This window comes from Actinoplanes sp. CA-131856 (assembly GCF_050956135.1).
In the GTDB taxonomy this organism is placed as follows: domain Bacteria; phylum Actinomycetota; class Actinomycetes; order Mycobacteriales; family Micromonosporaceae; genus Actinoplanes.
Map to the genome: position 1 here is coordinate 9665309 of NZ_CP191849.1, position 24802 is coordinate 9690110.

A 24802-nucleotide genomic window follows, 5' to 3' on the forward strand; every position below is an offset into this window, starting at 1 on the left:
CGCATTCGGATTATTGTTCTTGCCGGACCGGGGAGGAATTGATCATGGCATTTCGTTTCGCGGACGCGGCTCTCGGGCGATTGTTGCGGGTCGCCCCGGCGGCCAACGACTACTCGGTGGCCGCCGTGCGGGTGCCCATGCGCGACGGCGTCGATCTGGTCGCCGACCATTTCGCGCCGCGCGTCACCCGCCCGAAAGGCACGGTGCTGATCCGCACCCCGTACGGTCGCGGATTTCCCTCCTCGGCCCTGGAGGGGCGGCTCTACGCGGCACGCGGCTACCACGTGCTGATTCAGAGCGTGCGGGGCACTTTCGGCTCCGGAGGCTCTTTCCGCCCCATGGCGCAGGAGGCCTCGGACGGGCAGGACACGGTGGCCTGGCTGCGAAAACAGTCCTGGTTCGACGGCCGGCTGGCCACCATGGGCGCGTCCTATCTGGGCTGGGCGCAATGGGCGCTCATGCAGGATCCGCCGCCCGAGTTGCGCGCCGCGATCGTTCTGGTCGGTCCGCACGATTTCCGCGAGGCCGTCTTCGGCACGGGCGCGTTCACCGTCGGCGATTTCCTCGGCTGGAGCGACATGATCGCCCATCAGGAGGACGGCGGACTGCTTTCCCGTGTACGCAACGGCGCCTCCGCGCCGCGCCGACTCCGCCCCGCTTTGTCGGGTCTGCCGATGCCGGACGCGGCCGATCCGGTTCTGCGCGGCCGCGCGCCCTGGTATCGCGAATGGCTTTCGCACCCCGACGGCGACGATCCGTGGTGGCAGCCCTATCGCGCCGGCGGCGCCCTCACCACCGTTTCCACGCCGACGCTTCTGATCAGTGGTTGGCAAGATCTTTTCTTGACCCAAACCCTTTTCCAGTACGAATCCTTGCGCGCCCGCGGCGTCGAAGTGGCCCTGACCGTCGGCCCCTGGACCCACCTCCAGCTCGGCCTCCAGGGCGCCGGCGCCGTGGCCCGCGAGGGCCTGGCCTGGCTCGACCAGCATCTGGCAGACGGCCCGCCGGCCCGCCGCTCCCCGGTCCGCGTCTACCGCACCGGCGAACGCCGCTGGCACGCCCTGCCCGCCTGGCCACCGCCGGCCACCCCGGCGGTGTTCCAGCTCCACGCCTCACGCCGGCTCACGCTCTCCGCGTCCCCCGCGATTGCTCCGCCGACCGCGCTTCCCACCATCGGCTCCGCGGCCGACGCGCCGACCTTCGCCGCCACCGGCCCCGCAGCCGACCCGACGACCGTCGACGCCACCGGCCCCGCGTCCGACCCGACGACCTTCGCCGCCACCGGCCCCGCGTCCGACCCGACGACCGTCGACGCCACCGGCCCCGCGTCCGACCCGACGACCTTCGCCGCCACCGGCCCCGCAGCCGACCCGACGACCTTCGCCGCCACCGGCCCCGCAGCCGACCCGACGGGCACCGAGCCGATCCCGGCGGTGCCCGTCGTCCGGGTCGGGCCCGAGGAGGGGACGGTGAGCTTCCGCTACGACCCGCGGCGGCCCACACCGACCGTCGGCGGCCGCACGCTGACCGGGTCGATGGGTGTCAAGGACAACCGCAAGCTGGAGTCGCGGACCGACGTGGTCACCTTCACCACCGATCCGCTGCCGACCGCCGTCGACGTGATCGGCTCACCCACGCTGGAGCTGGCCGTCGCGGTCGACCCGGGGCACGCCGACGTCTTCGTGCGCCTCTGCGACGTCGACGGCCACGGCCGCTCCCGCAACTTCTCCGACCACCTGCACCGCCTCGACCCCGCCGTCCCGGCCGGCCAGGTCCACCACCTCACCCTGGCGCTGGACTCCTGCTTCCACCGCCTGCGCGCCGGTCACCGCCTCCGCCTGCAGATCTCCGGCGGCTCGTTCCCGCGCTATGCCCGCAACCCGGGCATGCCCGGCACACCGGCCGAGTCCCGCACCCTGACCCCGTCCGTGCACACGATCCACTGTGCCGGCTCGCGACTGCTGCTCCCGGTGGCGGCCACCTAAGGGTGCGGCTGCTTCATCCACCACTCGGTGAACTGCCGGGCCTGCCCCAGATTGTCCAGGCGCAGCACCCACAGGTTGCTGTAGACGTCATTCGGATAGGTGGTGGTCGCCTCGATCATGGCGAGCTCCTCGGTGACCAGCAGCGGATGCCACTCGAAGGTCGTGGAGCCGGGCTCGTCCTTGATCTCGAGCCACTTCTCGACGATCGTGTCGCGGCCCAGCCACGGCTTGGCATATGGCTCGGTGAAGTACGCCGCGTCCTCGGCGAACAGGTCGCCGATGTGGCGCGGATCGTTCGTCTCCCAGGCCTTGCGATAGTTGCCGACCCACGCCGTCACCGCGTCGAGACTTGTCATCGCGCCTCCCTATGGACGGATGCTGTACGCCAGTTTGCCGAACTCGCCGATCGTCCCGTTCCACAGCAGGTCGGAGACCTGGCTCAACACGATCAACGTGATGCCCTCGTGAGGGTCGTTGAACCACGTCGTGCCCAACCCGCCGGACCATCCGTACCGCCCCGGCCCGGAGACCTCGTCCGCCTTGACCGTGACGGCCAGACCGTAGCCCCAACCACTGCCTTCGAGAAAGAAGGAACCCGACTCGATCTGGGCCGGTGTGAGGTGGTTGGTGGTCATCGCGGTGACCGACTGCTCGGAGAGCAGCCGCGTGCCGCCGCGGACACCCTTGTTCATCAGCAGACGGGCGAAGGCCAGGAAGTCGTCGGCGGTGGAGATCAGGCCACCCGACCCGGACGGGAACGCCGGCGGCCGGCTCCAGTCGCCCAGCTCCTGCACCTCGCCGTTCTCGTACGGCGTCGGCAGCTCGGCGGCCAGCGGCAGCGGCGCCGAGAAGCCGGTGTTCCGCATGCCGAGCGGCTCGAAGATCCGTTCGCGCAGCAGGTCGCCCAGCGGCTTTCCGGCGGCCCGGGCGAGCAGCACGCTCAGCACGAGCGTGCCCGCGTTGTAGTGCCACTGGTGACCCGGCTGGGTGATCAGCGGCAGCGAGCCGAACCGCTTGATCCACTCGTCCGGCTCGTGCGGGATGCGCGGGAACATCCCGAGCATCTGGAGGTCGAGATCCTGCCAGGCCCGGACGATCGGCCACGGCGGGTCGACCTGCTCGCCGTCGATGACCGCGCCGAAGCCGAGCGTGAAGGTCAGCAGATCCTCCACGGTCACCGGCCGCTCGGCCTCGACCGTCTCGCCCAGCGGCCCGTCGGGCCGGGCGAGCACGCGCTGCCCGGCCAGCTCGGGCAGGAAGTTGGCGACCGGCTGCTCGAGGTCGAGCACGTCGTCCTCGGCCAGCATCAGGGTGGCCACGGCCATCACCGGCTTGGTCATCGAGGCGATCCGGAACGGCGTGTCGCGGCGCATCGGCGTGTCACCGCCGAACGCGGTCACCCCGACCGCCTCGGCCAGCACGTCGTCGCCCCGCGCGACCAGCGCGACCAGCCCCGGGAAGTCGCCGCGCGCGACCCGCGCGGCCATCGCTTGCTGCAGCTGAGATGCCATGAGGTCATCTTCCTTTTTTGTCGGAGGTTGTCGTTATGGTCCTCGTCATGGAACAGAACTGGCGGCATCTGCCGGCTCCCGCCCGGCCCATCGCCGCCGCGGCCTCCGAGGCGGTCGCCGCGGCCCAGGCGCATGACGGTGACGCCCTGGCCGTGGCCGTGGCCGATCTGGCGGTCCTCGACCACGGTCTCGTCCTGGGCACCGCGACCCGCCTCCTGCTGGAGGAGGCTCATCCCGACGGTCTCGACGGCGATGCCGTGCGCGACGTGCTGGAGCGCACCGTCCGGTCGGCCGCCGCCTGGCAGCCCGACGTCGACCCCCACGTCGTCCTGCTCCTGTTGGCGGGCGCTCTGGGCGTACTGGAGGAAGATGACACCCCACCTCCGAAACCGGACGTCCTGGCCCGTCATGCCGCTCTGCTGCTGGCCGAGCTTCTGAAGGGCCGGGAGACCAGGGCCGTGATGACAGCGGCCCTGGCCGAGATCGAGCGGGCCCAGCTCAATGATTGACCGAGGCTCAATGATTGACCGAGGCCCATTTGCAGATCGCGGCCAGCGGCTCCTCCAGCGTGAGCCCGAGCGCCGTCAGCTCATATTCGACGTGCTGGGGCGCGGCCTCCTTGAGGACCCGCCGCTCGACCAGCCCGTCCGCCTCCATGCCGCGCAGGGTCTCGGTCAACATCTTCTGGGTGATCCCCGGAACCCGCCGCCGTAACTCGGACGGGCGCCGCGGCCCGGCCAGCAGCGAGTAGATCAGCAGCACCCGCCACTTCACGGCCAGCCGCTCCAGCGCCTGCCGGGTCACGCAGCTCTCCTCGAGCACGTCCGGCACCACAGCCTGATGGGCACCCGGAAGTGCCTTCTGTCGATCTGCCACGCCCGCAGCCTAGTGTCACGGCGTGACCGAAAGAGTGACCTTCAGTAGCGAGGGCCTGTCCCTCACCGGCGTCCTGCGCCGCGCCGCCTCCGACCGCGCGATCGTCCTCACCGGACCCTTCACGGGCGTCAAAGAGCAGGTCACGGGCCTGTACGCGGAGCGGCTGACCGCCGCCGGCTTCACCACGCTGGCCTTCGACCACCGCGGTTTCGGCGAGAGCGAGGGCCGTCCCCAGCACGAGGACAGCCAGGGCAAACTGGCCGACCTGCGCGCGGCCGTCGGCCTTCTGGCGCAAGACCATCAGGTCGCCCTGGTCGGCATCTGCCTGGGCGGCGGCTACGCCATGCGGGCCGCCGCCACCGATACCCGGGTCAGCGCCGTGGTCGGCATCGCCGGCGCGTACAACAGCCCGGCCTGGTTCGCCGACCGGATGGGTCGGCCGTCCTACCGGGCGACTCTGGCCGACATGATCGCCCGTTACGACGACCACCTGCCCGCCGTTTCGGAGACCGGTGAGGCCGCCATGCCCGGCGAGGAACCATGGTCCTACTACTCGACCCACTCCGAAAATTGGACGAACCGGGTGACTCGGGGCTCCCTGCACAGCCTGATGACTTTGGACGTTCTGGGCGTACGCCCTCTGCTCCCACCCAGTCTCATCATCCATGGCCGCAAGGACGACTACTGCTCGCCCGACCTGGCCTCCGCCATGGCCGCCGACAAGACCGTCTGGCTCGACACCGATCGCCACGTCGACCTCTACGACGCCGAGCCGTACGTCACCCAGGCCGTCGACGAGACCGTCAGCTTCCTGTCGTCATAGCGACTGTCAGCCGACGACCGGCTTCAGCCAGCTCCGCCGGCGAAAGATGCGAGAAGCTCAGCCGTACGAACTCCTCGCCGCCCCGCCCACCGACGTGAAAGCGGCTCCCCGGCACGAACGACGTCCCGTGCCGCTCGGCCGCCACCAGCAGATCGTCCGCGCGCACCCCCGCCGGCGTGGGCAGCCACAGAAACCAGCCCCCGTCCGGCGATTCCACCTCGTCGAGGGCACTCACCAGAGCGTCCCGCTGGGCCGCATACCGCTCCCGGATCATCATCAGATGCCGGTCGTAGGAACCGCTCTCACCGAAGACCGCCATGGTCAGTGCCACCGAGTGGTTCACGCCCCCACCACTGTCCACATAACCCAGATCGGCCAGCCGCGCCACGACCTCGGGCGCCGCGTTGATCCACCCCAGTCGCAGCCCCGGCGCCACCACCTTGGAGAACGACCCGAGCCGCACCACGTCGACACCCTCGGCGAGACGCCACAGCGAAGGCGGCGGCGCACCGGCGTACGAAAGCTCCCGATAGGTGTCATCCTCGACGATCGTGAGATCGTGCCGCCGCGCGAGCTCCACAAGGGCCCGCCGCCGCTCGTCCGGAAGGCTGCGCCCGGTCGGATTGGCGAAGGTGGGCACCAGATAGAGAATCGGCACCCGCCGCCCGGCCCCACGAAGCTCCCGCAGTCGCCCGGCCAGCGCATCGGGCCGGACCCCGTCCGCGTCGGCCGGCGCCGGCACCAGCTCGAGCCCCCGATCGGCCAGCACTCGCAAGGCCAGGTGGTACGTCGGCGCGTCGACCAGAGCCACATCCCCCGGCCGGGTCAGCACCTCGGTCACCAGCGCCAGCCCATGAGAGGCCCCGGCCGTGACAAAGGTTTCCGCCGCCGTCCCCGGGTCGTCCCGCCCGGCCAGCCAGTCGATCAGCGGCCCCGGCCCCACTCCCCGCCCATAGGCGAGCTGCCGCCACCCGAACTCCCGCGCCGCCGCGGCCCCGGCCACCGCCCACTGCGCGACCGGCAACAGCTCGGGCCGCGGATGTCCCCATCCCAGATCGAGAATCCCGGGCCGATACACGAACTGAAGGAGCCGTTCACCGTCCATCCAGGACACCGTACCGCCGAAGACATCGCCGGCCGCTTCCCTCGACACGGCCACCACCGCCAACGGCATGTACCCGGCCGTCGGCAACACCCTGCGCTGGAGCTCAGGCGACACACGCCAGCAGTCAGGGTTTCCTCGAACCGGAGAGCACCGTGCGCGCCTGACTGCTCGTCAGACCGAAACTCTCCGCATAGACGACGAGGGCGTGGATCTCTTCGGCGGGATTCCCCGCCCCGGCCACGCCGGTCAGGCAATGCGCCGCCACAGCTGACGGAGGTCGTCGACGGCCGCGGAACTCTGCTCGAAGCACCTCGGCGATTTCGGTGTAGTCACGAGGCTGGCCGTCCTTCGCCTCGAGCAGTGTCATCGCGCTGATGTGACGCGGAGACGCCGGGCGATCAGATTCCGCCCCCAACGGTCGGGGGCCGCGTCGCGGAAAGCACCAGGAATCCCGTCCGCCAACGGCCAGGACCCCGTCGTGAGGCCGAGCCCCGGATCGACGGGGTTGAGAGCCAAGTCACTTGCAGTCGATAAAAGTTTGCAGGGACTGCAACTTCGCGCCTAGCCTCTCGCTGTGCTCAATCGCCGGGATCGGAAGAAGCAGCAGACCAGGTCTGCTCTGATGAGCGCTGCCCTGCGCCTGGCCGACGAGCGCGGTCTCGACCACGTGACGGTTGAGGAGATCAGCGAGGCGGCCGACGTGTCGCCGCGGACGTTCTTCAACTACTTCGCGACCAAGGACGACGCCATCATCGGGGAGCAGATCACCGATGGGCTCTCGGTCTGCGATCGGCTTCTCGCCATGCCGGCCGACGTGCCCCTGGTTCCGGCCGTGCTGGCCGCGCTCACCCCGGAGATCGAGCAGTTCCAGGCCGACCGGGAGCTGTGGCTGCTGCGGATGCGCGTCATCAAGAACAACCCGGCTCTGCTGCCGATCCTCGTCGCGCGCGGCGCCGTCGCCGAGCAGGAGTCGGCCGGCGCCATCGCGGCCCGGCTCGGCCTGCCCGCCGATGACTTCTTTCCGCTGCTCGCGGCCACGCTCACCGGCACCGCCGTGCGCGCCGCGATGATGCGCTGGGCCGACACCGACGGCGTCGGCGACCTCCTCGAACTCGTCCGCGAGGCCTTCGGCGTCCTGGCCGAGGGCCTGAACCCCCAGAAACAGAAAGGCGACTGATGACAGTCACCAGCCCGTCCGACAAGCCGGATCCGGGCCTCCAGGAAGACGGCGACGCCACCAGCGGGCGGATGTCGCGCGGCGAGGTCGTGCAGGCGCTGTCGGGACTGATGCTCGGCATGTTCGTGGCGATCCTCGCCTCGACCGTCGTCTCCAACGCTCTGCCGCGGATCATCGCCGACCTCGGCGGCAGCCAGTCCGTCTACACGTGGATCGTCACCACCGAGCTGCTGGCGATGACCGCCACCGTCCCGCTCTGGGGCAAGCTGGCCGACCTCTACAGCAAGAAGCTGCTGGTCCAGCTCTCGCTGCTGCTTTTCGTAGCCGGCTCACTGATTGCCGGCTTCACCCCGGACGTGGGCGTGCTGATCGTCAGCCGGGCCGTGCAGGGCATCGGCGCCGGCGGCATGACCGCGCTCGCCACCATCGTGATGGCCTCGATCATCCCGCCGCGTGAGCTGGGCCGTTACTCGGGCATCTTCGGCGCCGTCTTCGGTGTCGCCACCATCGCCGGCCCGCTGATCGGCGGTGTCATGGTGGACACGTCGTGGCTGGGCTGGCGCTGGTGCTTCTTCATCGGCGTGCCGTTCTCGATCGCCGCCATCATCCTGCTCCAGAAGACGCTGCACCTGCCGACGTCGCGCCGTGAGGTGAAGATCGACTGGCTGGGTGCGCTGCTGATCACGGCCGGCGTGAGCACCCTGCTGATCTGGTCGACCCTGGCCGGTCAGCACTTCGACTGGGCGTCGTGGGAGACCGCCGTGTTCGTCGTGGGCGGCGTCCTGCTGCTGGCGCTGGCCGTGTGGGCCGAGTCGAAGGCGCCCGAGCCGGTGGTGCCGCTGCGCATCTTCCGCAACCGCACGGTCACCCTGGCCATCGTGGCCAGTGTGCTCGTCGGCGTGGCCATGTTCGGTGGCACGGTCTTCCTGTCGCAGTACTTCCAGGTCGCGCTGGGTAAGTCCCCGACGGTGGCCGGCCTCATGAGCCTGCCGATGATTTTCGGTCTTCTGGTCTCCTCGACGGTCGCCGGAGCGCTCATCACGAAATTCGGCAAGTGGAAGATGTACCTGGTCGTGGGCGCGATCGTGATGACGATCGGCATGCTGCTGCTGAGCACCATCGACGCCCGGACGAGCGTCCTGATGCTCTCGGTGCACATGGCGGTGCTCGGCGTCGGTGTCGGCATGCTCATGCAGAACCTGGTGCTGGCCGCGCAGAACGACGTGCCGGCGGCCGAGCTCGGCGCGGCCACCTCGGCGCTGACCTTCTTCCGCAGCATGGGCGGCGCGATCGGCGTGAGCGCGCTCGGCGCCGTCCTGGCCAGCCGGGTGACGTCGCTGTTCGCCGAGAAGTTCGGCGCGGCGGCCACGTCCGGCGGTGCCACCGAGGTGCCCGACGTCAGCACGCTGCCGCCCCAGGTGCTGGCCGTGGTCAAGGACATCTACGGCACCGCCACGTCCGACCTGTTCCTGGTGGCGGCCCCGATCGCCTTCCTCGCGGTCATCGCCGTCGTCTTCATCAAGGAGAAGCCGCTGTCCACGCTCAGCGGTGACGAGCGCCGCGCCCAGGAGGAGGCGGCCGCTCTCTCCCTGCACTGACGCCCTTACCGGGGTGGGTACATGATGATGCCCACCCCGGCCAGGCACACGGCGGCGCCGATGATGTCGTAACGGTCGGGACGGAAGCCGTCCACCACCATCCCCCAGATCAGCGAGCCGGCCACGAAGACGCCGCCGTACGCGGCGAGGATCCGCCCGAAGTTCGCGTCGGGCTGCAGGGTCGCCACGAAGCCGTACGCGCCGAGCGCGATCACACCCGCGCCGGCGAACAGCAGCCCTCGATGCTCGCGGACGCCCTGCCACACGAGCCAGGCGCCGCCGATCTCGGCCAGCGCGGCCAGCAGGAAGAGCGCGATCGAGCGCAGAACCGTCATGCGCTCGATCTAACAAGCAAGAAGATCAGGAAGGCCGGAGACCCACCGACGTACGGGGTGAGGGCGGCTCCGCGCAGCCGAGGAGCCCCACCAGCCCGGACACCCAGAGCTGCCGGTAGACAGTGGGGCTCGGGTGGCTGACCACCAGCTTGACCCCGCTGGCGGCGGCCGTGTGGAAGCAGGCGACCAGGATGCCGATGCCGATGCTGTCGATCAACATGACCCGCTGCAGGTCAAGACAGATCTTGCCCGGCGTGGAGCTGGTCAGCACGTCGTTGACGGCGTCCCGCATCACGTGGGCGTTGTCCAGGTCGATCTCCCCGCTGGGCGCGATCTCAACGGTTCCATCGGCCAACTGGCGGGTGGTGATCGGCAGATACACGGCTGCCCTCTTCCTGGCGTCGAGCGGGCCGACGCCGACTTGCCGCACGGAGGACGCACACCTCTGACCGAGGAGAAAACCGTGGTCTCGGTGTCGTCGGGCACCCCGCCCGGGTGCCGCTCTCCGACCGCGTTCCTACAACAATCCGCTGGTCTGCAAGTTACGCCACGTAGGCGCGGAACGCCAGAGTAGTTCATATGGCCTGAATGTGCTGGAACGGTCAGCGCGTGGCGGGAACGTTGACGTTCCACGTATCGGGGCCGAATACTCACCGTATGCGATGGAGCTCATCTCGGCATGGCTGAGGTCTTTCCGAGGTCCGCCCACGCGTCATCCGGGGCGGCGGACGTCGTCCATCTCAGCAGCGTGGACATCGATCAAGCACGGACGTTGCTAAATCGGTTCTACTACCCCGTGGCAGTCGGCATGCCCGAAGGCGCGGGAACTTTCGCGCTGGGGATGGAACTGATCCAACTCGGTCCCCTGACCGTCGGCCAGCTCAGTTTCGCGACGGCCGTGACGCTGCTCGTGGCCGAGCTCGACGCCTATCACGTGAGCATGCCGACCAGCGGGCGGCTGCACGCGCGGCACGCCGGTCACGAGGTGGTGGCCACGCCGTCCAAGGGTGTGGTTTTCGGTCCGGGCAGCCCGGTCTACACGTCACGCGAGGCCCACTCGGCCGAGCTCGCGGTCAAGATCGAGCGCAAGGCCCTGGAGGAGGAGCTGGCCGGCCTGCTGGGTCGCCCGATCGAGGGACCGATCGACCTGCCGCCCGAGATCGACCTGACGAGCGGGCCCGGGCACAGCTGGAGCCGCCTGGTACGCCTGCTCCGCGACGAGCTCGAGTTCTCGCAGAGCCTGTTCTACCAGCCGATGATCGCCGAGCAGCTGCGCAGCGCCGTGCTGAGCGGCCTGCTGCTGAGCGTGCCGCACCGCTATCACCGGGAGCTGACCGCCCCGGCCGCGGCGGGGCCGCCGCGGGCCATCCGGCGCGTGGTGGAGGCGATACAGGGCGAGCCGGAGCGCCCGTTCACGGTGACCGACCTGGCCCGGATAGCGGGGATGAGCGTGCGGTCGCTCCAGGACGGATTCCGCCGCCACGTCGGAGTGGCGCCGATGACCTATCTGCAACAGGTCCGGTTGGGCCGCGCCCGCGAGACGCTGCGGATGGCCGATCCCTTACGGGTGACGGTCGCCGCCGTCGCACACCGCTGGGGATTCGCTCATTTGGGACGCTTCGCCTCGGCGTACCGCAGCAAATTCGGCGAGTCCCCCTCGGAGACCCTCCGGTCGTGACGCGAATTACTCGCCGGGATCGCTGCGGCGGGGCTGCGGGACCTCGTTGGGGGCGCGGCGAGGGGCCGCGCTCACCCCGAACAGGTGACCCCGCGACGGCGCCCACTCACGCCAGGGGCCCAGCCGGGGCGGCACCGAGACCAGCTCGCCGTCGCCCGCACCGCGCTGTTCGCGCAGGTAGGCGACCACGCGGGAGGCGGCCTGACCACCGTCCTCGGCCAGGCCGAGCAGCAGGCGGCGCGCGTCGTCGGCCGAGGGATCGTCCGCGTCCAGGCCCGGTATGTCCGCCGCCGTCCGGCGCAGCAGGGCCGCCAGACCGGCCAAGGCCTGCATCACGTCACACGCGTCCCGCTCGGCATCGGACAGGCTGGTCACGTCGCGTTCCCCCTTACCGGGCCCGCCGGATCGGGACCCTCCGGCGCAGTGCCCCCGCCGGCGGTCCTTTAACGGGCGCCAAGGCGAAAATGTATTCGGCCCACTACTAAGCGTCCATCCGTAACGCGCAGGCCCTGTCCAGTTAGCGCTCAGTTTGACCGGCGTCGGCATGATCGTCCGTTTCCGCCCCATGGTCGGAGAGTCGCGGAACGGGGTATGAACACGATTGAGCACCCCTGGGGAGGACATCATGACCGACGAAATTCGCCAGCCGCTGGAGGAGACGCAGGAGGTCGCCGACGCCGTCGAGGACGACGTGGCGGTGGACGCGTTCATCACCGGAGGCGGCAAGGACTCCGACACTCCGGAGTTCCTGGCCCCCGGCGAGGAGCCGGTGATCCGCACCGGCGCCGACCAGCCGTGGGACCCGGAGGACCTGGCCGAGGCCGAGGGCAAGGACCCGACGCCCGAGAACATCGAGAGGGCCCGTCAGGAGCTGGAGCGCGACGGCGCCGCCGCCATCGAGCGCACCGTTCCCTGACCCGCGACGACCGATGCCGGCGACCCCGTGGTCGCCGGCATCGCCGTTTCCGGAAAACCCTCTACAACCTCTCCGAGCCGTTCCCCGTCTACTGGTAAACACAGGGAGCGGGGATGAATGACCAAACGGACACGGGATATCTGGAGTACGTCCATGGGCGGATGCCGGCTCTGCGGCGGATCGCCTTTCTGCTGAGCGGCGACAGCGACCAGGCCGATGACCTGGTCCAGGAGACCATCACCAAGCTGTACGCCAAGTGGCCGCGCATCTCGCGGGTGGAGCATGTGGACAACTACGTGCACACGATGCTCGTGCGGGCCTTCCTCGACGAGAAGCGCCATGGCTGGTGGCGGGTCAGCCTGCGCGGCGCGCCACCCGAACCGCCACCCCATCCGGGCGGGACCACCGAGGAGCGGACCGTGCTGCGCGCGGCGCTCCGCCGGGTGCCGCCCCGTCAGCAGGCCGTGCTGGTGCTGCGTTTCCTGTGCGACCAGTCGGTCGCCGACGTGGCCCGGATCCTCGAATGCTCCGAGGGCACGGTCAAGAGCCAGACGTCGCACGGGCTGACCGCCCTGCGCAGAATCCTCGGCGACCGCGTGGGAGGTGCCCTGTGAGGGAAGACGACTACGGCGCCCATCTGCTGCTCCGGCCCCTGGCCGACGAGCCGCTCGCGCCCTCGAAGGTCTCAGTGAGCAATGCCATGCGGGACGGGCGCCGGATGCGCAACCGCCGCTGGTGGGCCGGTGGGTCCGCCTTCGTCGCGGCACTCACCGCGGCCTCGGTCGGCGGCGTGCTGGCCACCCAGCAGACACCACGGCCCACGCTGCCCCCGGATCCGCCGGTGCCGGCCGCGTGCACCGTCGGCCACTTGCCGATCGGGAACCACCGCAGCGCCGAAGCGCCGGCCGCTGATCGGTCCGGCACCTGGCTCGCCGCCGGCTCGGAGCCGGAGAACTGGCTCAATCCCAGGAACTTCCGGAACTCTTTGCTGATCTGGCGGGACGGCACCCTGGTCACCGACGTCCGCGCACCAGGGACCCAGTACTCCGTGACGGGCGTGAACGCGTCGGGCGCCGTGACCGGCAACGCGCAATCGGGGGCGTACGTCTTCCAGGAGGGCAGGTTCCACAAGCTGAAGGGAGGCGAGGGCATGGCGCGCGGGATCAACGACGCCGGGGTCGTCGCCGGGACGATCGGCCGGAGCGGCACGGACATCCGGGCCGCGCGCTGGGCCTCGATCGATGCCGAGCCCGAACTGCTGCCTGTGCCGAAGGGCGCGCTGCCCTGGCTGGTGACGATCAGCGACATCGCCGAGGACGGCACCATCATCGGCACGATCGCCGGCGACGGCTATCTCTGGTCGCCCGACGGCACCGGCCGATATCTCGCGGCGCCGCCCCAGGGTGACGGCGTGCGGTCCGCCGCCCCACGCACGGACGCCTCCGCACCCCCGGGCAGCACGTTCTATCCGGAGGTCTTCCGTAACGGCTGGATCTACGGCACCCGGGGCGCCCTCTCGCCCAACGTTCTGCGCTATCACCCCCCGACCGGCACGTGGCAGCGGCTGAACGACGAGGTGAAGGAGCCGCAGCGCGGTGAGCTGGTCCGGCTCGCCCCCAGAGACGCGCGGGTCTACATCGGCCGGGCCGTCCTGGACCTGCCGCTCCTCCTGGACGGCCCGTCCCGCCGGGACAGTTACCTCGTCACCTCGGTGAGCGACGACGTCGCGGTGATCGCCGGATGGGTGATGCCCCCGGCGGAGGACACCACCACGCCCCGCCGGCCGATCATCTGGCGCTGTCGATAGCGACCGTACGACCGGTGGTGACCGCCTCCTGCGCCGCGGCCAGGACGGCGGTCACCTGGGCGCCGAAGCGGACGTCGAGCTCGACCGCCGGTCCGCCCGCGGCGGCCGCGATCAGCTGGTCGATGCCGTGCTTGAGGGCGTCGACCGGCGACCACGGGGCCGACGGGACCGTGCGTACGCCGGCCTGGCCCGAGAAGACCGCCTCCTCGCGCTCGGCCGCCTCGGGCGCGTCCAGCGACAGCGTGAGCGTGCTGATCGCCCCGCCCGCGTGCCGGGCCAGCAGGTGGGTCATGTCGGGGGCGCCGGTCATCGCGGCCACCTCGGTGACCGGGCCGAGCACGCCGATGGCCAGCGCCAGCGCGTGCGGGCCGACGTCCCACAGGCCGCCGCTCTGCTGACGCCACGGGGACGCGCCGAACGGGTTGTCCGGCGTGAAGATGCGGCCGAGGTGGACGATCCGGCCCTCGACCCAGCCACCGGTGGCCACCGCGTCGGCCACGAACCGCTCGATCTCCGGCATCAACCGGCGGGTGAAGAAGACCAGCGAGGCGAGGTTGTTCTCCTCGGCGGCGGCCACGAGGGAAGCGGACTCGGCCACCGTGAAAGCGACCGGCTTGTCGAGCACCAGATGCTTGCCGGCCCGGGCCGCGCGCAGGGCCAGAGGCGCCTGCACGTCCGGCGGCAGGGCGACGGCCACCGCGTCGACATCGGCGATCAGGTCGTCCGCGTCGGCGTACGCCTTCGCGCCGTGCGATGCGGCGAGGGAAGCCGCCTTGTCGGGATTGCGCCCCCACACCCCCACGAAGTCGACATCGGGGTGTGCGGCGAGGGCCGGCGCGTGCGCCAGGTGTGCCCAAGGTCCCGTACCGAAAAGTCCGAAGCGCATCGGAAGTCGCCTGCCTCTCTCATGGTCCAGCCGCAAGCTACCAGGCGTCCTTCGATCAGTAGTCTGTGCCGGTGAACGGTCCCCTGTCGGTGGCGACGATCATCGCCGCTCTTGTCCTGGCGGCGTGGTTCCTGCTGCGCGCGGCGCTCAACCGCCCGCCCAGCAACGTCGACCTCTGGGCCACGCTCGCGCTCAGCGCGCTGGTCGCCGTGCTGGTCGTGGTGGCCGTGATCGGCCTGTTCGACGGCTCACGCCCGAGTGACACGCCCACCTTCCTGGGCTACCTGGTCACCACGCTCGCCTTCGGGCCGGTCGCGTTCTATCTGGCCCGGCTCGAGCCGACGCGGTGGGGCAGTCTCATCCTCGGCGTCGCCTGTCTGGTGCTACCTGTTCTCGTGCTGCGCCTGCAGCAGATCGCGGAGGTGACCACCAGTGTCTCCTGAGACCCCCACGCGCCCCAAGGACGCCGCCCTCGGCACCGGCCTCGGCCGGGTGCTGCTGCTGGTCTACGGCATCTTCGCGCTCTCGGCCAGCGCCCGCGCGCTCGTGCAGATCTCCACGCACTTCAGCGAGGCCCCGCTGGCCTACCTGCTGTCGGCGTTCGCCGGCCTGGTCTACATCTCGGCCACCGTGGGCCTGGCCGTCGGCGGCGCCCGGGGCCGGCTCATCGCGCTGATCAGCTGCAGCATCGAGCTGATCGGCGTGCTCGTGGTCGGCACCCTGAGCATCGCCGACGCCGGTGACTTCCCGGACGACACCGTCTGGTCGAACTTCGGCAGCGGCTACGGATATGTCCCGCTGGTCCTGCCGTTCATCGGCCTCTGGTGGATCTGGCGTCACCGCCCCTAAAGGGACGACTCGATGGTGTGCGGCACGAAGTAGCAGCGGTCCTTCGTGACCAGGCCGTCGTCACCGAGCCCTTCGCGGATGCCCATCCCCGCCGGTTCCCCGTCGATCAGCCACGAGCCGATCACGGGGTGGACCGTGCCCTCCAGGCTCTCGAACGACGGCAGCTCGCACAGCTGCTGCACCACGTAGCGCCCGTCCACGCCGTACTCGGAGGGGTTTTCGCTGATCGTGGCCCCGTCCCGGACGAGCGTGACCGAGCCACCCTCACGCCCCCAGACGGGCTTTTTGGCGTAGCTGGTCAGCGTCTTGGCCTTGGAGGAGTCGGCGAAGTAGGCCGGAAGCAGGTATTTGCTCCGCTCCGGGTCGTCGCCGAACAGTTTCCACAGCACCGGCAGGAGGGCCTTGTTGCCGAGCAGGGCGGCCGTGTAGGGCGGCTCGATCCAGACCGTGCCGTGCTTGGTGGGGTCGGCCATGTTGCGGAAGAAGGCCTTGCCGCCCTCCTCGGTCCAGAACCACTCCCACGGATAGAGCATGAAGATGATGTCGATCGGCTCGGCCTTGTGCTCCTGGCCCGGCGAGGGCACGAAGACCACCCGGTCGCCGGCCACGTCCCAGCCGATCTGGCTCATCGCGATCAGCTCGACCGGATATCCGGCCTCCTCGGCCGTCGCCATCAGATAGGCCACGTTCATCCGGTCCTCGCCGGAGGTCTCGGACGTCTCGTAGGCGAAGAAGATCTTCGGCTTCTCCGGCAGCCACGTGCGGGCCTCGCGGAGCTTGTCGATGTTGCGGCGCCAGGCGCCCGGGTCGGCCGGCTCGCCCGGCGTGGCGGGCCAGCCGACGAGGCGGTCGTGTATCGAGTTCCACTGGCGCCACTCGTGCTGCGTCACGCCGGTCTGGTCCATCCAGTGCCACTGGATGACGGCGCTCTCGACCAGCGCGGTCGGGGTCTGCGCGTTGAACTCGAGCAGCTTGGGCGTGCTGCCGGCCCCGTTGTACCAGAGGTCGAACCGGCCGTAGACGCTCGGCGAGTAGTCCGGCGTCTCCATCGGCAGGCGCATGTCGGGGTCTTTGTCGTAGTGCGTCCACGTCTCGGCATCGCCGTCGAACCACGTGCGGATGACCTGCTCGTGGGCGAACTCGGGCACACCGATCCGGGCCATGAAGCACGTCTCGGGGTTGCAGACCGAGGCGAAGTAGCCGTCCTTACGGCCCTGCACGGTGTGCCGCGGGCACTGCCGCACGATCCAGTCGCCGGCTTCGAGACACATCGCGTGCAGGGTCGTGGTGGCCGTCTCGAGCTCTTCGATCTCGGCCGCCGTGAAGTCGTAGAACGGGCCCTCCTGCCAGTACGAGATCATCGTCCCGTCCGGCAGTTCGGTGTCGTTGTACGTCAGGCCGAGGCTGAAGTTGGTGAGCTGCCAGCCCTCGCGGACCGGACCGTAGGGAACTCGGCGCACGCTCAGCCGCCCGACTTGCTGGACGAGGAGCCGCGGGCCGAGCCGCCCTTGCCGACCACGCTGGTCTTCACCGTGCCGTTGCCGATCTTGCCGGTGGCCGGCAGTCCGAAGGACTGCCGGGCCGCTTTGTCGTTGTACGCGAACTTGTTTCCCCCGGCCGGCAGGCGGTAGCCGACCGGATATCCGGGGGCGTACGCGGCCGAATACCAGATGAAGAACGGCACCACGCTGCCGCCGTACGAACGGTCGTCGTCGCAGTAGTCCTCGTCGACGACGTTGCCGTTCGCGTCGGCGCAGTAGAAACCCGCGTCCTGGTAGTCGTCGTCGTTGTCGCACGCCGCCGCGCCGCCCGCCGCCAGAAGCAGGAAGGTGCTCGTCAGCGAGACGCTGCGGGAAGCCATGCGTCGATTCATAGTTCCTTTGTAACGCCTTCCAGCAATGATCTACGCCCGCGGGCCCCCCGCGACATAGATGACCTGGCCCGAGACGAACCCGGCACCCTCACTGACGAGGAAGGATACGGTGTTCGCGACGTCTTCGGGACGACCAGCCCGGCCAACGGGAATCTGCGCCACCGCGGCCTTCTCGAACTGGTCGAAATCGACGCCGACGCGGGCCGCGGTGGCGGCGGTCATGTCGGTGACGATGAAGCCCGGCGCGACCGCGTTGGCGGTGATGCCGAACCGGCCCAGCTCGATGGCGAGGGTCTTGGTGAAGCCCTGGAGGCCGGCCTTGGCCGCCGCGTAGTTGGCCTGGCCGCGGTTGCCGAGGGCCGAGGTGCTGGAGAGGCTGACGACACGGCCCCAGCCGGCGTCGACCATGTGCTTCTGCACCGCCCGGCTGAACAGGAAGGCGCCGCGCAGGTGGACCGCCATGACGGTCTCCCAGTCGTCGTCGGTCATCTTGAACAGAAGGTTGTCGCGGAGCACGCCGGCGTTGTTGACCAGGATGGTGGGCGGGCCGAGCTCGGCCACGACCTTTTCCACGGCCGCGGTGACCTGGGCCGGGTCGGAGACGTCGGCGCCGACGGCGAGGGCGGTGCCGCCGGCGTCGTGGATGGCGGTCACCGTGTTGGCGCAGGCACCCTCGTCGAGGTCGACGACGGCCACGGCCAGGCCGTCGGCGGCGAGCCGGCGGGCGGTCGCCTCACCGATGCCGCGGGCGGCACCGGTGACGATGGCGGTACGGGTGGGAGCGGACTGCGACATACGGCTCTCCTATACACCTGGCTCTATTTGCACTCGGAGTGCACTTTACGCGTGACGACGCAGCCTGATCCAGCGGTAACCGTGGCCGGCCACCTGAACCGACTCGAATTTGCCCAGTTCCGCGTATTCCTGGTCGGCCAGCACGTCGGTCGGGGACTCGGCCTCGGCATAGAGCGAGGTCAGATCGACCACGCCGTCCTCGGGGCCCAGATTGTGCACGAAAACCATCGTGCCAGTGCTGGCGTCGGCCCGGTGCACGAGGATCGATCCCGCGTCCGGCAGGTCGACGTGCGTACAAGTGCCGGAACCGACCTCGGGGGCCTCCCGGAGCGTACGGATCATCCGCTCGAACCAGGCCAGCAGCGACTGCGGATCGTGCCGCTGGAGGGTGACGTTCACCTGCTGATAGCCGTACTCGCCGTCGTCGATCACCGGCCGGACGGTCTTCTTGGCCGTGGAAAAGCCGCCGTTCGGCAGCAGGGACCACTGCATGGGCGTACGGATGGAGTTGCGCCCCTCCAGCGAGAGGTCCTCACCCATGCCGATCTCCTCGCCGTAGCGGACGACCGGCGTGCCGCGCAGGCTGAACTGCAGGGCGTACGCCAGCTCGACCCGCCGCCGGTCGCCGCCGAGCATGGGCGCCAGCCGCCGCCGGATGCCGCGGCCGTACAACTGCATGGTCTCGTCCGGGCCGAACTCGGCGAAGACCTGCTCACGCTGCTCGGCGGTGAGCCGGGACAGGTCGACCTCGTCGTGGTTGCGCAGGAAGGTGGCCCACTGCCCGCCCTCGGGCAGCTTCGGTGCCTCACGCAGCGCCTCGATCACCGGCTCCGGGTTCTGCCGGGCCAGGGCCAGCATGAGCTTCGTGTTGAGCATGAAGTCGAACAGCATGTGGATGCGGTTGGCCGAGCCGCCCGCGTCGCCGAAGTAGTGCCGCAGCTGGTCCGGCTCCACATTGGCCTCGGCCAGCAGCACCGCGTCGCCCTTGCGCCACTGCACGAACTGCCGCAGCTCGGTGATGAAGTCCATGTCCTTGGGCGAGTTCGGGTTGCCGGCCTGGGTCTCCTCGATGATGAACGGCACCGCGTCCATCCGGAACCCGGCCACACCGAGCTGGAGCCAGAACGCGCAGATCTTCTTGATCTCCTCGCGGACCTCGGGGTTGTTGATGTTGAGGTCCGGCTGGAATTTGTAGAACCGGTGGTAGTACCAGGACTTGGCCGTCCGGTCGTACGTCCAGGTCTCGTTCTGCTCGCCCGGGAAGACCATGCCCTGCTTGCGGTCGGCGGGCTCGGTCTCGGACCAGACATACCAATTTCTGTACGGCGAGTCCGGCGACTTCCGGGCCGATTGGAACCACGGATGCTTGTCCGAGGTGTGGTTGACGACCAGGTCGATGATCACCTTGATGCCGAGGTTGCCCGCCTGGTGCAGCAGCTCGGCGAAGTCGCCCAGGTTTCCGAACCGTGGGTCGACGTTGTAGAAGTCGGACACGTCGTAGCCGTCGTCCTGGTCGGGCGACGGGTGGATCGGGTTGAGCCACAGGCAGGTCACCCCGAGCCGGGCCAGATAGTCGAGGCGGCCGATCAGACCGCGGATGTCGCCGCAGCCGTCGCCGTCCGAGTCGGCGAAAGTGTCGATGTCGAGGCAGTAGATGACGGCCTTCTGGTACCACCGGTCGGTCATGTCCCTCTACTTCACCGGCGTCACGGCCGGGCAAACAGCACTCAGGTTCGACGCAGGTTCGTTGGGTACAAACATCGGATGGGCGGCGGCGGACTGACAGCGTGGGTGACCTCTGTCATCGAATCACTCGGCGAGCTCGGTGTGGGCCTTTTGGTGGCCCTGGAAAACCTGATCCCACCGATCCCGAGCGAGATCGTGCTGTCCCTGGCGGGATATCTGGCCAGCGAGGGCCGTGTCAACTTCGCCCTGGTGCTGTTCGCGGCCACGGCCGGGTCGGTGATCGGCGCGCTCGCCCTCTACTGGCTGGGCTACGCCCTCGGCGAGGAGCGGCTGCGCCGCTGGCTCGACAAGATCCCGCTGGTCGACGCGGACGACCTGAACACGGCCGACCGCTGGTTCGAGAAACACGAGAAGGCGGCCGTGCTGTTCGGCCGCTGCGCACCGGTGGTGCGCAGCCTGGTCTCCATCCCGGCCGGCGCCAACAAGATGCACCTGGGCATGTTCACCCTGTTCACCGCGATCGGCAGCGGTGTCTGGAACAGCATCTTCATCGGCGGCGGCTACCTGCTCGGATCGCAGTACAAAGACCTCGAGCAGTACGCCCATTACTTCGACTACGTGATCTGGGCGCTGATCATCTTCATGGTCGCCAGCTGGGTCACGAAGAAGATCAAGAAAAGGCGGCGCGCGGCCGCCCGCCAGAACGACCGAGCGCCGGCGGAGCGCTAGTCACGATGTCCGCCCAGGGGGCGGCCCCGGTTTGAGCGTTGGATCCCACCTTCGAGGATGCGGTGACGCTGCCGGGCGCCCATAGGAGGGCGTGTTCGAGCGAGGCGTGGCTGTGGGCCGCCGTTGCTGGTGCGGCCGGATCGGTTGGTGCCGCATCCGGCCGAGACGGTGCGGTTGGTGACTCTGCTGTTCGCTTACAGCGTTACTCCCGCCGCCGCCCTTCGTGGGCGGCGGCGGGAGGCCGGCCCCGCACTAGAAGCCGGCGCTGATCTTCGTGAAGGCCCAGTCGGCCTGGGCGATGCCGGAGCAGTTGGAGACCACGCCGCCGCCGGCGCAGCCGCGGTCGCGGTTGACCGCCCAGAAGGTGAAGCGGGCCAGCCCCTTGTCGCGGGCGTAGTCGCGGATCCGCGTCCACGTCTCGACGGTGGTCAGCTCCTGCTGGTCGGACAGGCCGTTCATGCCGGAGATGCCCATGTGCGAGTACGCCTGGGCGTCGGTGTAGCCGAACGTCGTCTTCAGCAGGTTCTTCAGGCCCTCGGAGGTGTTGATCGTGGCCGTGTAGATGTCACTGGCCCCGAAGTCGAACGGCATCTGGGTGAAGATGTCGATGTTCGCACCGAGCGCCTTGGCCTGCTGCACGAGCCGGGTGCCGTAGTAGTTCGGGCCGGTGGTCGTGGTGCCGAAGGTGAGGATCGTCTTCACCGACGGGTTCTTCTGCTTGACGATCTTCAGGGCGTTGAGCACGCGGTCCTGCACGACCGTGTTCTCGAACTCGTCGGTGTTCTCGATGTCGATGTCGATCGACTTGAGCTGGAAGGCGTCGATCACCTTCTGGTACGCGCCGGCCAGCGCCTCGGGGGTCGAGCAGTTGGGGCCGAGCTTGTTGCCGCTCCAGCCGCCGATCGACGGCACGACGTCGGCGCCGGCCGCGCGGATCGCCGCGATGGTGCTGGCGTGCACGCCGCCGGTCAGGCCGCTCTCACCGTCCCAGGCCGGGTTGCAGCCGTTGTTGGCGAGCACGAAGGCCATCGTGAAGGCCTTGATGCCGGTCGCGTTGACCACTGTGGCGGGCGCCGGCGGGTTGCCCCAGCCGGGGTAGATGTACGGCGCCGAGGCCATCTTGGTGCCGGTCGCCGGCGGGGTGGTCGGAGGGGTCGTGGGCGGCGTCGTGGGCGGTGTGGTCGGAGGCGTCGTGCCACCGCAGACGCCCTGGTCGGCCCAGACGTCCCACTGACCGCTGTGTGTGGCGGGGGATTCGTTCTGCGTCCACCACTTGGCGCTGTAGTTGTGGCCGTTCTGCGAGGCCGTGTTGCCGCCGACGTAGACGGCCGAGGAGGACCACGCGGGTGCGCAGGCCACGGCGGCGTTCGAGGTGGTCATGGGCAGGATCGCGGCGGCCGTGGCGGCCAGGGCGACCGAGCCCAGTACGAGGAGTTTCTTCACGGGGGTTCTCCTGGGGGGATCAGGGGAGAGTGGAGAGGTGGGGCTTGACGGTGTTGGCGAAGCCGTTGCCGTTGGTGACGTCCCAGTTGATCGACCAGGTCATCGCGCCGCGGATGCCCGGATAGGTCGCCGGGGGCTTGAAGGTGCCGCAGTTGGTGCCGCGGGCCAGGCAGTCGAGGGCGTTGTTGACCACCGAGGGGGCGACGTAGCCGCCGCCGGCCGCGCGGGTGCTCGACGGCAGGCCGAGCGCGACCTGGTCGGGGCGCAGCCCGTTCTGGGTCTGAATGCAGGCCAGCGCGGTCAGGAAGTTCACCGTGCCCTGGCTGTAGGCGGCGTTGTTGTCGCAGCCGAGCATCGAGCCGGAGTTGTAGAACTGCGTGTGGACGACCGTGAGGATGTCCTTGATGGACAGTGCCAGGGCGAAGTACGACGAGCCGGTGCTCTGCATGTCGATGGTCTGCGGCGCCATCGTGATGATCAGGTTGCTGCCGGCCTTGGCCCGCAGGCTGCGCAGCGCCTGGGCCATGTAGGTGGCGTTGAGCCCGTTCTCCAGGTCGATGTCGACGCCGTCGAAGCCGTACGTCGTCATCAGCGAGTAGACCGAGTTGGCGAAGTTCGTGGCCGCGGCCGCGCTGGCCACGCTGACCGTGCCCTTCTCGCCGCCGACCGAGATGATGACCTTCTTGCCACGCGCGTGCAGGGTGGCGATGTCGGCCTTGAACTGGGCGTCCGTGTAACCGCCGACGGCGCTCGCGAGGCCCGGGTCGAGCGTGAAGGAGACCGCGCCCGGCGTCGAGGTGGCATCGGCGAAGGCCACGGCGATCAGGTCGTACGTCGTGGGGACCGCGGCGAGTTTCAGAGGCGCCGCGCCGTTGTCGAAGTTCTGCCAGTAGCCGGTCAGGAAATGCGCCGGCAGGGTGCCGTTGCTGGGCGGTGGGGTGGTGGGCGGGGGTGTCGTCACCGGCGGGGTGGTCGGTGGTGTCGTGGGCGGGGTGGTGGGTGGTGTCGTACCACCGCAGACGCCGTTGTCGGCCCAGACGTCCCACTGGCCGCTGTGCGTGGCGGGCGACTCGTTCTGCGTCCACCACTTGGCGCTGTAGTTGTGGCCGTTCTGCGAGGCCGTGTTGCCGCCGACGTAGACGGCGGTCGAGCTCCACGCCGGCGCGCAGGCCGCGGCGGCCGACGCGGAGCCCGAGAAGTAGGTGGCGGCGCCGCCCGCGACCAGCGCGGCGACGGTGGCCAGGACAACCGATCGATAGCCCTTCATGTGTTAATCATTAAGGACTGTTAACAGATCAGTCCAGAGGAACGAGCCCTTAAATATCCTTAAATTTCTCGATGAGTCACTTGCGGAACTGGAGCCAGTTGAGGTTGACGAAGTCGGCCGGCTGCCCGCTCGTGAAGGTCACGTAGACGGTGTGGGTGCCGGTCACGCCGGAGACGTTCCCGGGATCGACTGCCACGTCTGCCAGCCGCCAGTGCTGCCGAGCGCGAAGCTGCCGATCGGCGCGTTGGAGCGGCTGTCGAGGCGTACCTCCACCAGGCCGCTCACTCCCGAGCCGGCGCCGGAAGCGACCCGGGCGACGAAGTCGCGCACCCCGCCCGAGCCGAAGTTGACGTTGGTGAACTGGAGCCAGTCGCCGTTGGCGATGTAGCCGACGTCCTGGCCACCCTCGGAACAGGTCTCGACCTGCACGCCTGAAGCCGCGTTGTAGGACTCGGCCTCGATCCGGGAGAAGGCGTCGCGAGTGTTCCCACTAGGAGGCGGAGTTGTGGTGCCACCCGACGACTGGTAGACCGCGACGTAGTCGACGATCATCGGCACGCCGGGCTGGGTCGACGCGGTCGGCCCACCGCCGAACGCGGCCGGGAAACCGCCGCCCATGGCCACGTTCAGGATCACGAAGAAGCCGTGCTGGGTCGCGTTGTTCCAGGTGGTCGCGTCCAGCTGCGACTTGCTGAACGTGAAGTAGTTGTTGCCGTCGAGATACCAGCGCAGCTGCTCGTTGGCCGTGGTCCGGTCGTACTCGATGGCGTACGTGTGGAAGCCGGTCTTGCATCCGCTGCACGCGCGCTCGCCGCTGGTGATGCCGGTCGTCTCGTTGCACGGGCCACCCGGGTTGGTGCCACAGTGCAGCGCCGCGAAGACGGACTCACGGCCGTTGATGTTCTCCATGATGTCCCACTCGCCGATGCCCGGCCAGTTGGTCGCGCCGACCGGGCGGGCCGCACCGCCGAGGGCCCAGAACGCCGGCCAATATCCGGCCGCGGCCGCCCCGCTGACGTTGGGCTGCTGGAGCCGGGCCTCGATGCGGACCTTGCCGCCGGCCGGCGCCGCGAAGTCGGTGCGCTGGGTCTCGACCCGGCCCGAGGTCCAGCGTCCGGACGAGTCGCGCAACGGCTTGATCACCAGGTTGCCGTTGCCGTCCTGATAGACGTTGGCCGTCGAGTCGGTCATCGTCTCGACCTCGCCGGTGCCCCAGTTGGCGGCGCCGCCCGGATAGCCGGTGCCGGTCGCGTAGAGCCAGTTGGAGCGGTTGAGCCCGGTGCCGGCGGCGCCGGTGAAGTCGTCGCTGAAGACGGTGGTCATGCCGGAGGGTGCGGCGGGCACGGCCGCCTCGGCGGTGACCGCGAAGATCGCGGACGTGGCCACGGCGAGTGCCGCCGCGGCGCCCGCTGCCACAACACGGAGTCTCATGGGATGCGCCTTCCATGCAGGGGGTGTGAGAG

27 protein-coding genes and 1 pseudogene are annotated in these 24802 nt (G+C 69.4%); 12 read left to right on the top strand and 16 right to left on the bottom strand.

From position 1 onward, the window contains the following. Positions 1-44 precede the first annotated feature (44 nt). Positions 45-1985, top strand: a complete 1941-nt coding sequence (locus ACQP2X_RS44355; RefSeq protein WP_498692160.1) for a CocE/NonD family hydrolase — start codon at positions 45-47, stop codon at positions 1983-1985. On the opposite strand, the gene ACQP2X_RS44360 is transcribed toward ACQP2X_RS44355, so the two are convergent. Continuing rightward, positions 1982-2341, bottom strand: a complete 360-nt coding sequence (locus ACQP2X_RS44360) for a nuclear transport factor 2 family protein (RefSeq protein WP_498692162.1) — start codon at positions 2339-2341, stop codon at positions 1982-1984. The two genes, ACQP2X_RS44355 and ACQP2X_RS44360, sit on opposite strands and share 4 nt — an antisense overlap. Positions 2342-2350: 9 nt before the next feature. Further along, entirely contained in the window at positions 2351-3496 is a 1146-nt protein-coding gene (locus tag ACQP2X_RS44365) for a serine hydrolase domain-containing protein (protein ID WP_498692164.1), read from the bottom strand. Positions 3497-3543: 47 nt separating this feature from the next. Here ACQP2X_RS44365 and ACQP2X_RS44370 point away from each other — a divergent pair, with 47 nt between their 5' ends. Next, the gene (locus ACQP2X_RS44370) at positions 3544-4005 is read left to right on the top strand and encodes a hypothetical protein (protein WP_498692165.1); all 462 of its coding nucleotides are present in this window, start codon (positions 3544-3546) and stop codon (positions 4003-4005) included. 7 nt (positions 4006-4012) lie between these two features. Here ACQP2X_RS44370 and ACQP2X_RS44375 read toward each other — a convergent pair whose 3' ends face one another. Further along, positions 4013-4372, bottom strand: a complete 360-nt coding sequence (locus ACQP2X_RS44375) for a winged helix-turn-helix transcriptional regulator (protein ID WP_498692167.1) — start codon at positions 4370-4372, stop codon at positions 4013-4015. A gap of 22 nt (positions 4373-4394) precedes the next feature. Here ACQP2X_RS44375 and ACQP2X_RS44380 point away from each other — a divergent pair, with 22 nt between their 5' ends. Then, on the top strand, positions 4395-5195 hold the full coding sequence (locus ACQP2X_RS44380; RefSeq protein ID WP_498692169.1) for an alpha/beta hydrolase: 801 nt from the start codon (positions 4395-4397) through the stop codon (positions 5193-5195). On the opposite strand, the gene ACQP2X_RS44385 is transcribed toward ACQP2X_RS44380, so the two are convergent. Beyond that, positions 5176-6300 (bottom strand): aminotransferase-like domain-containing protein, encoded by a 1125-nt coding sequence (locus ACQP2X_RS44385; RefSeq protein WP_498692171.1) that lies wholly within the window; start codon positions 6298-6300, stop codon positions 5176-5178. The genes ACQP2X_RS44380 and ACQP2X_RS44385 overlap by 20 nt on opposite strands. 124 nt (positions 6301-6424) lie before the next feature. Next, positions 6425-6667 carry a hypothetical protein gene (locus ACQP2X_RS44390; protein WP_498692173.1) on the bottom strand — a complete coding sequence of 81 codons (243 nt, stop codon included), beginning with the start codon at positions 6665-6667 and terminating at the stop codon, positions 6425-6427. A 255-nt stretch (positions 6668-6922) separates the two neighbouring features. Between ACQP2X_RS44390 and ACQP2X_RS44395 the strand changes: the two genes are divergently transcribed. Continuing rightward, a complete protein-coding gene (locus ACQP2X_RS44395; protein WP_498692175.1) occupies positions 6923-7477 on the top strand; it encodes an acyl-CoA-like ligand-binding transcription factor in 555 nt (184 codons plus the stop codon). Next, on the top strand, positions 7477-9075 hold the full coding sequence (locus ACQP2X_RS44400) for an MDR family MFS transporter (protein ID WP_498692176.1): 1599 nt from the start codon (positions 7477-7479) through the stop codon (positions 9073-9075). The genes ACQP2X_RS44395 and ACQP2X_RS44400 overlap by 1 nt, the downstream gene beginning before the upstream one ends. Positions 9076-9080: 5 nt before the next feature. On the opposite strand, the gene ACQP2X_RS44405 is transcribed toward ACQP2X_RS44400, so the two are convergent. Both ACQP2X_RS44405 and ACQP2X_RS44410 read right to left on the bottom strand, forming a co-directional pair. Beyond that, on the bottom strand, positions 9081-9410 hold the full coding sequence (locus ACQP2X_RS44405; RefSeq protein WP_498692177.1) for a YnfA family protein: 330 nt from the start codon (positions 9408-9410) through the stop codon (positions 9081-9083). Positions 9411-9435: 25 nt separating this feature from the next. Continuing rightward, entirely contained in the window at positions 9436-9792 is a 357-nt protein-coding gene (locus ACQP2X_RS44410; RefSeq protein WP_097318103.1) for an STAS domain-containing protein, read from the bottom strand. A gap of 297 nt (positions 9793-10089) precedes the next feature. On the opposite strand from ACQP2X_RS44410, the gene ACQP2X_RS44415 reads away from it, so the two are divergent. After that, positions 10090-11088 (top strand): AraC family transcriptional regulator, encoded by a 999-nt coding sequence (locus ACQP2X_RS44415; RefSeq protein ID WP_498692178.1) that lies wholly within the window; start codon positions 10090-10092, stop codon positions 11086-11088. A gap of 6 nt (positions 11089-11094) precedes the next feature. Here the strand turns inward: ACQP2X_RS44415 and ACQP2X_RS44420 are convergent, their stop codons facing one another. Next, on the bottom strand, positions 11095-11463 hold the full coding sequence (locus tag ACQP2X_RS44420) for a hypothetical protein (RefSeq protein ID WP_498692180.1): 369 nt from the start codon (positions 11461-11463) through the stop codon (positions 11095-11097). Between the two features lie 250 nt (positions 11464-11713). On the opposite strand from ACQP2X_RS44420, the gene ACQP2X_RS44425 reads away from it, so the two are divergent. The 3 genes from ACQP2X_RS44425 (at position 11714) to ACQP2X_RS44435 (ending at position 13811) form a co-directional block, all read left to right on the top strand. Beyond that, the gene (locus tag ACQP2X_RS44425) at positions 11714-12004 is read left to right on the top strand and encodes a hypothetical protein (protein WP_498692182.1); all 291 of its coding nucleotides are present in this window, start codon (positions 11714-11716) and stop codon (positions 12002-12004) included. Positions 12005-12117: 113 nt separating this feature from the next. Continuing rightward, the gene (locus ACQP2X_RS44430) at positions 12118-12618 is read left to right on the top strand and encodes a SigE family RNA polymerase sigma factor (RefSeq protein WP_498692184.1); all 501 of its coding nucleotides are present in this window, start codon (positions 12118-12120) and stop codon (positions 12616-12618) included. Beyond that, positions 12615-13811: a hypothetical protein gene (locus ACQP2X_RS44435; protein ID WP_498692186.1), complete on the top strand. Its 1197-nt coding sequence runs from the start codon at positions 12615-12617 to the stop codon at positions 13809-13811. The genes ACQP2X_RS44430 and ACQP2X_RS44435 overlap by 4 nt, the downstream gene beginning before the upstream one ends. Here the strand turns inward: ACQP2X_RS44435 and ACQP2X_RS44440 are convergent. Next, the gene (locus ACQP2X_RS44440) at positions 13792-14697 is read right to left on the bottom strand and encodes a Gfo/Idh/MocA family protein (protein ID WP_498692187.1); all 906 of its coding nucleotides are present in this window, start codon (positions 14695-14697) and stop codon (positions 13792-13794) included. The two genes, ACQP2X_RS44435 and ACQP2X_RS44440, sit on opposite strands and share 20 nt — an antisense overlap. Before the next feature lie 71 nt (positions 14698-14768). Here ACQP2X_RS44440 and ACQP2X_RS44445 point away from each other — a divergent pair, with 71 nt between their 5' ends. Then, on the top strand, positions 14769-15140 hold the full coding sequence (locus tag ACQP2X_RS44445; RefSeq protein WP_498692188.1) for a hypothetical protein: 372 nt from the start codon (positions 14769-14771) through the stop codon (positions 15138-15140). Then, positions 15130-15546: a hypothetical protein gene (locus ACQP2X_RS44450; protein WP_498692190.1), complete on the top strand. Its 417-nt coding sequence runs from the start codon at positions 15130-15132 to the stop codon at positions 15544-15546. Before ACQP2X_RS44445 ends, ACQP2X_RS44450 begins: the two co-directional genes overlap by 11 nt. Here ACQP2X_RS44450 and ACQP2X_RS44455 read toward each other — a convergent pair. Genes ACQP2X_RS44455 through ACQP2X_RS44470 form a run of 4 tightly spaced genes read right to left on the bottom strand, consistent with a single transcriptional unit; the run spans position 15543 to position 19900 of the window. After that, positions 15543-17006, bottom strand: a complete 1464-nt coding sequence (locus ACQP2X_RS44455) for a glutathionylspermidine synthase family protein (protein WP_498692191.1) — start codon at positions 17004-17006, stop codon at positions 15543-15545. The two genes, ACQP2X_RS44450 and ACQP2X_RS44455, sit on opposite strands and share 4 nt — an antisense overlap. 2 nt (positions 17007-17008) lie before the next feature. Continuing rightward, on the bottom strand, positions 17009-17407 hold the full coding sequence (locus tag ACQP2X_RS44460) for a hypothetical protein (protein WP_498692193.1): 399 nt from the start codon (positions 17405-17407) through the stop codon (positions 17009-17011). 42 nt (positions 17408-17449) lie between these two features. Further along, the gene (gene fabG, locus ACQP2X_RS44465) at positions 17450-18214 is read right to left on the bottom strand and encodes a 3-oxoacyl-ACP reductase FabG (RefSeq protein WP_097318094.1); all 765 of its coding nucleotides are present in this window, start codon (positions 18212-18214) and stop codon (positions 17450-17452) included. Positions 18215-18259: 45 nt separating this feature from the next. Continuing rightward, on the bottom strand, positions 18260-19900 hold the full coding sequence (locus tag ACQP2X_RS44470; protein ID WP_498692195.1) for an alpha-amylase family protein: 1641 nt from the start codon (positions 19898-19900) through the stop codon (positions 18260-18262). Positions 19901-20005: 105 nt separating this feature from the next. On the opposite strand from ACQP2X_RS44470, the gene ACQP2X_RS44475 reads away from it, so the two are divergent. Further along, complete coding sequence (locus ACQP2X_RS44475) at positions 20006-20629, top strand: DedA family protein (RefSeq protein WP_498692197.1); 624 nt, start codon at positions 20006-20008, stop codon at positions 20627-20629. A 252-nt stretch (positions 20630-20881) separates the two neighbouring features. Here ACQP2X_RS44475 and ACQP2X_RS44480 read toward each other — a convergent pair whose 3' ends face one another. From ACQP2X_RS44480 to ACQP2X_RS44490, 3 genes and pseudogenes are all read right to left on the bottom strand, one after another. Then, positions 20882-22009, bottom strand: coding sequence for a carbohydrate-binding protein (locus ACQP2X_RS44480; RefSeq protein WP_498701239.1), 1128 nt, complete (start codon positions 22007-22009; stop codon positions 20882-20884). Positions 22010-22091: 82 nt separating this feature from the next. Then, entirely contained in the window at positions 22092-23339 is a 1248-nt protein-coding gene (locus tag ACQP2X_RS44485; protein ID WP_498692200.1) for a chitinase, read from the bottom strand. A 76-nt stretch (positions 23340-23415) separates the two neighbouring features. Beyond that, positions 23416-24770: pseudogene (locus ACQP2X_RS44490) on the bottom strand (carbohydrate-binding protein). Between the last annotated feature and the right edge of the window lie 32 nt (positions 24771-24802).

Bases quoted from the DNA above. Each gene is read 5' to 3' on its own strand.
- ACQP2X_RS44415 (WP_498692178.1), top strand. From the start codon at position 10,090: ATGGCTGAGGTCTTTCCGAGGTCCGCCCACGCGTCATCCGGGGCGGCG.
- ACQP2X_RS44405 (WP_498692177.1), bottom strand. From the start codon at position 9,410: ATGACGGTTCTGCGCTCGATCGCGCTCTTCCTGCTGGCCGCGCTGGCC.
- ACQP2X_RS44355 (WP_498692160.1), top strand. From the start codon at position 45: ATGGCATTTCGTTTCGCGGACGCGGCTCTCGGGCGATTGTTGCGGGTC.
- ACQP2X_RS44385 (WP_498692171.1), bottom strand. From the start codon at position 6,300: ATGGACGGTGAACGGCTCCTTCAGTTCGTGTATCGGCCCGGGATTCTC.
- fabG (WP_097318094.1), bottom strand. From the start codon at position 18,214: ATGTCGCAGTCCGCTCCCACCCGTACCGCCATCGTCACCGGTGCCGCC.
- ACQP2X_RS44390 (WP_498692173.1), bottom strand. From the start codon at position 6,667: ATGACACTGCTCGAGGCGAAGGACGGCCAGCCTCGTGACTACACCGAA.
- ACQP2X_RS44365 (WP_498692164.1), bottom strand. From the start codon at position 3,496: ATGGCATCTCAGCTGCAGCAAGCGATGGCCGCGCGGGTCGCGCGCGGC.
- ACQP2X_RS44470 (WP_498692195.1), bottom strand. From the start codon at position 19,900: ATGACCGACCGGTGGTACCAGAAGGCCGTCATCTACTGCCTCGACATC.
- ACQP2X_RS44480 (WP_498701239.1), bottom strand. From the start codon at position 22,009: ATGACCACCTCGAACGCCGCCGTGGCCTGCGCACCCGCGTGGTCCTCC.
- ACQP2X_RS44400 (WP_498692176.1), top strand. From the start codon at position 7,477: ATGACAGTCACCAGCCCGTCCGACAAGCCGGATCCGGGCCTCCAGGAA.
- ACQP2X_RS44395 (WP_498692175.1), top strand. From the start codon at position 6,923: ATGAGCGCTGCCCTGCGCCTGGCCGACGAGCGCGGTCTCGACCACGTG.
- ACQP2X_RS44430 (WP_498692184.1), top strand. From the start codon at position 12,118: ATGAATGACCAAACGGACACGGGATATCTGGAGTACGTCCATGGGCGG.
- ACQP2X_RS44485 (WP_498692200.1), bottom strand. From the start codon at position 23,339: ATGAAGGGCTATCGATCGGTTGTCCTGGCCACCGTCGCCGCGCTGGTC.
- ACQP2X_RS44360 (WP_498692162.1), bottom strand. From the start codon at position 2,341: ATGACAAGTCTCGACGCGGTGACGGCGTGGGTCGGCAACTATCGCAAG.
- ACQP2X_RS44460 (WP_498692193.1), bottom strand. From the start codon at position 17,407: ATGGCTTCCCGCAGCGTCTCGCTGACGAGCACCTTCCTGCTTCTGGCG.
- ACQP2X_RS44425 (WP_498692182.1), top strand. From the start codon at position 11,714: ATGACCGACGAAATTCGCCAGCCGCTGGAGGAGACGCAGGAGGTCGCC.
- ACQP2X_RS44440 (WP_498692187.1), bottom strand. From the start codon at position 14,697: ATGCGCTTCGGACTTTTCGGTACGGGACCTTGGGCACACCTGGCGCAC.
- ACQP2X_RS44370 (WP_498692165.1), top strand. From the start codon at position 3,544: ATGGAACAGAACTGGCGGCATCTGCCGGCTCCCGCCCGGCCCATCGCC.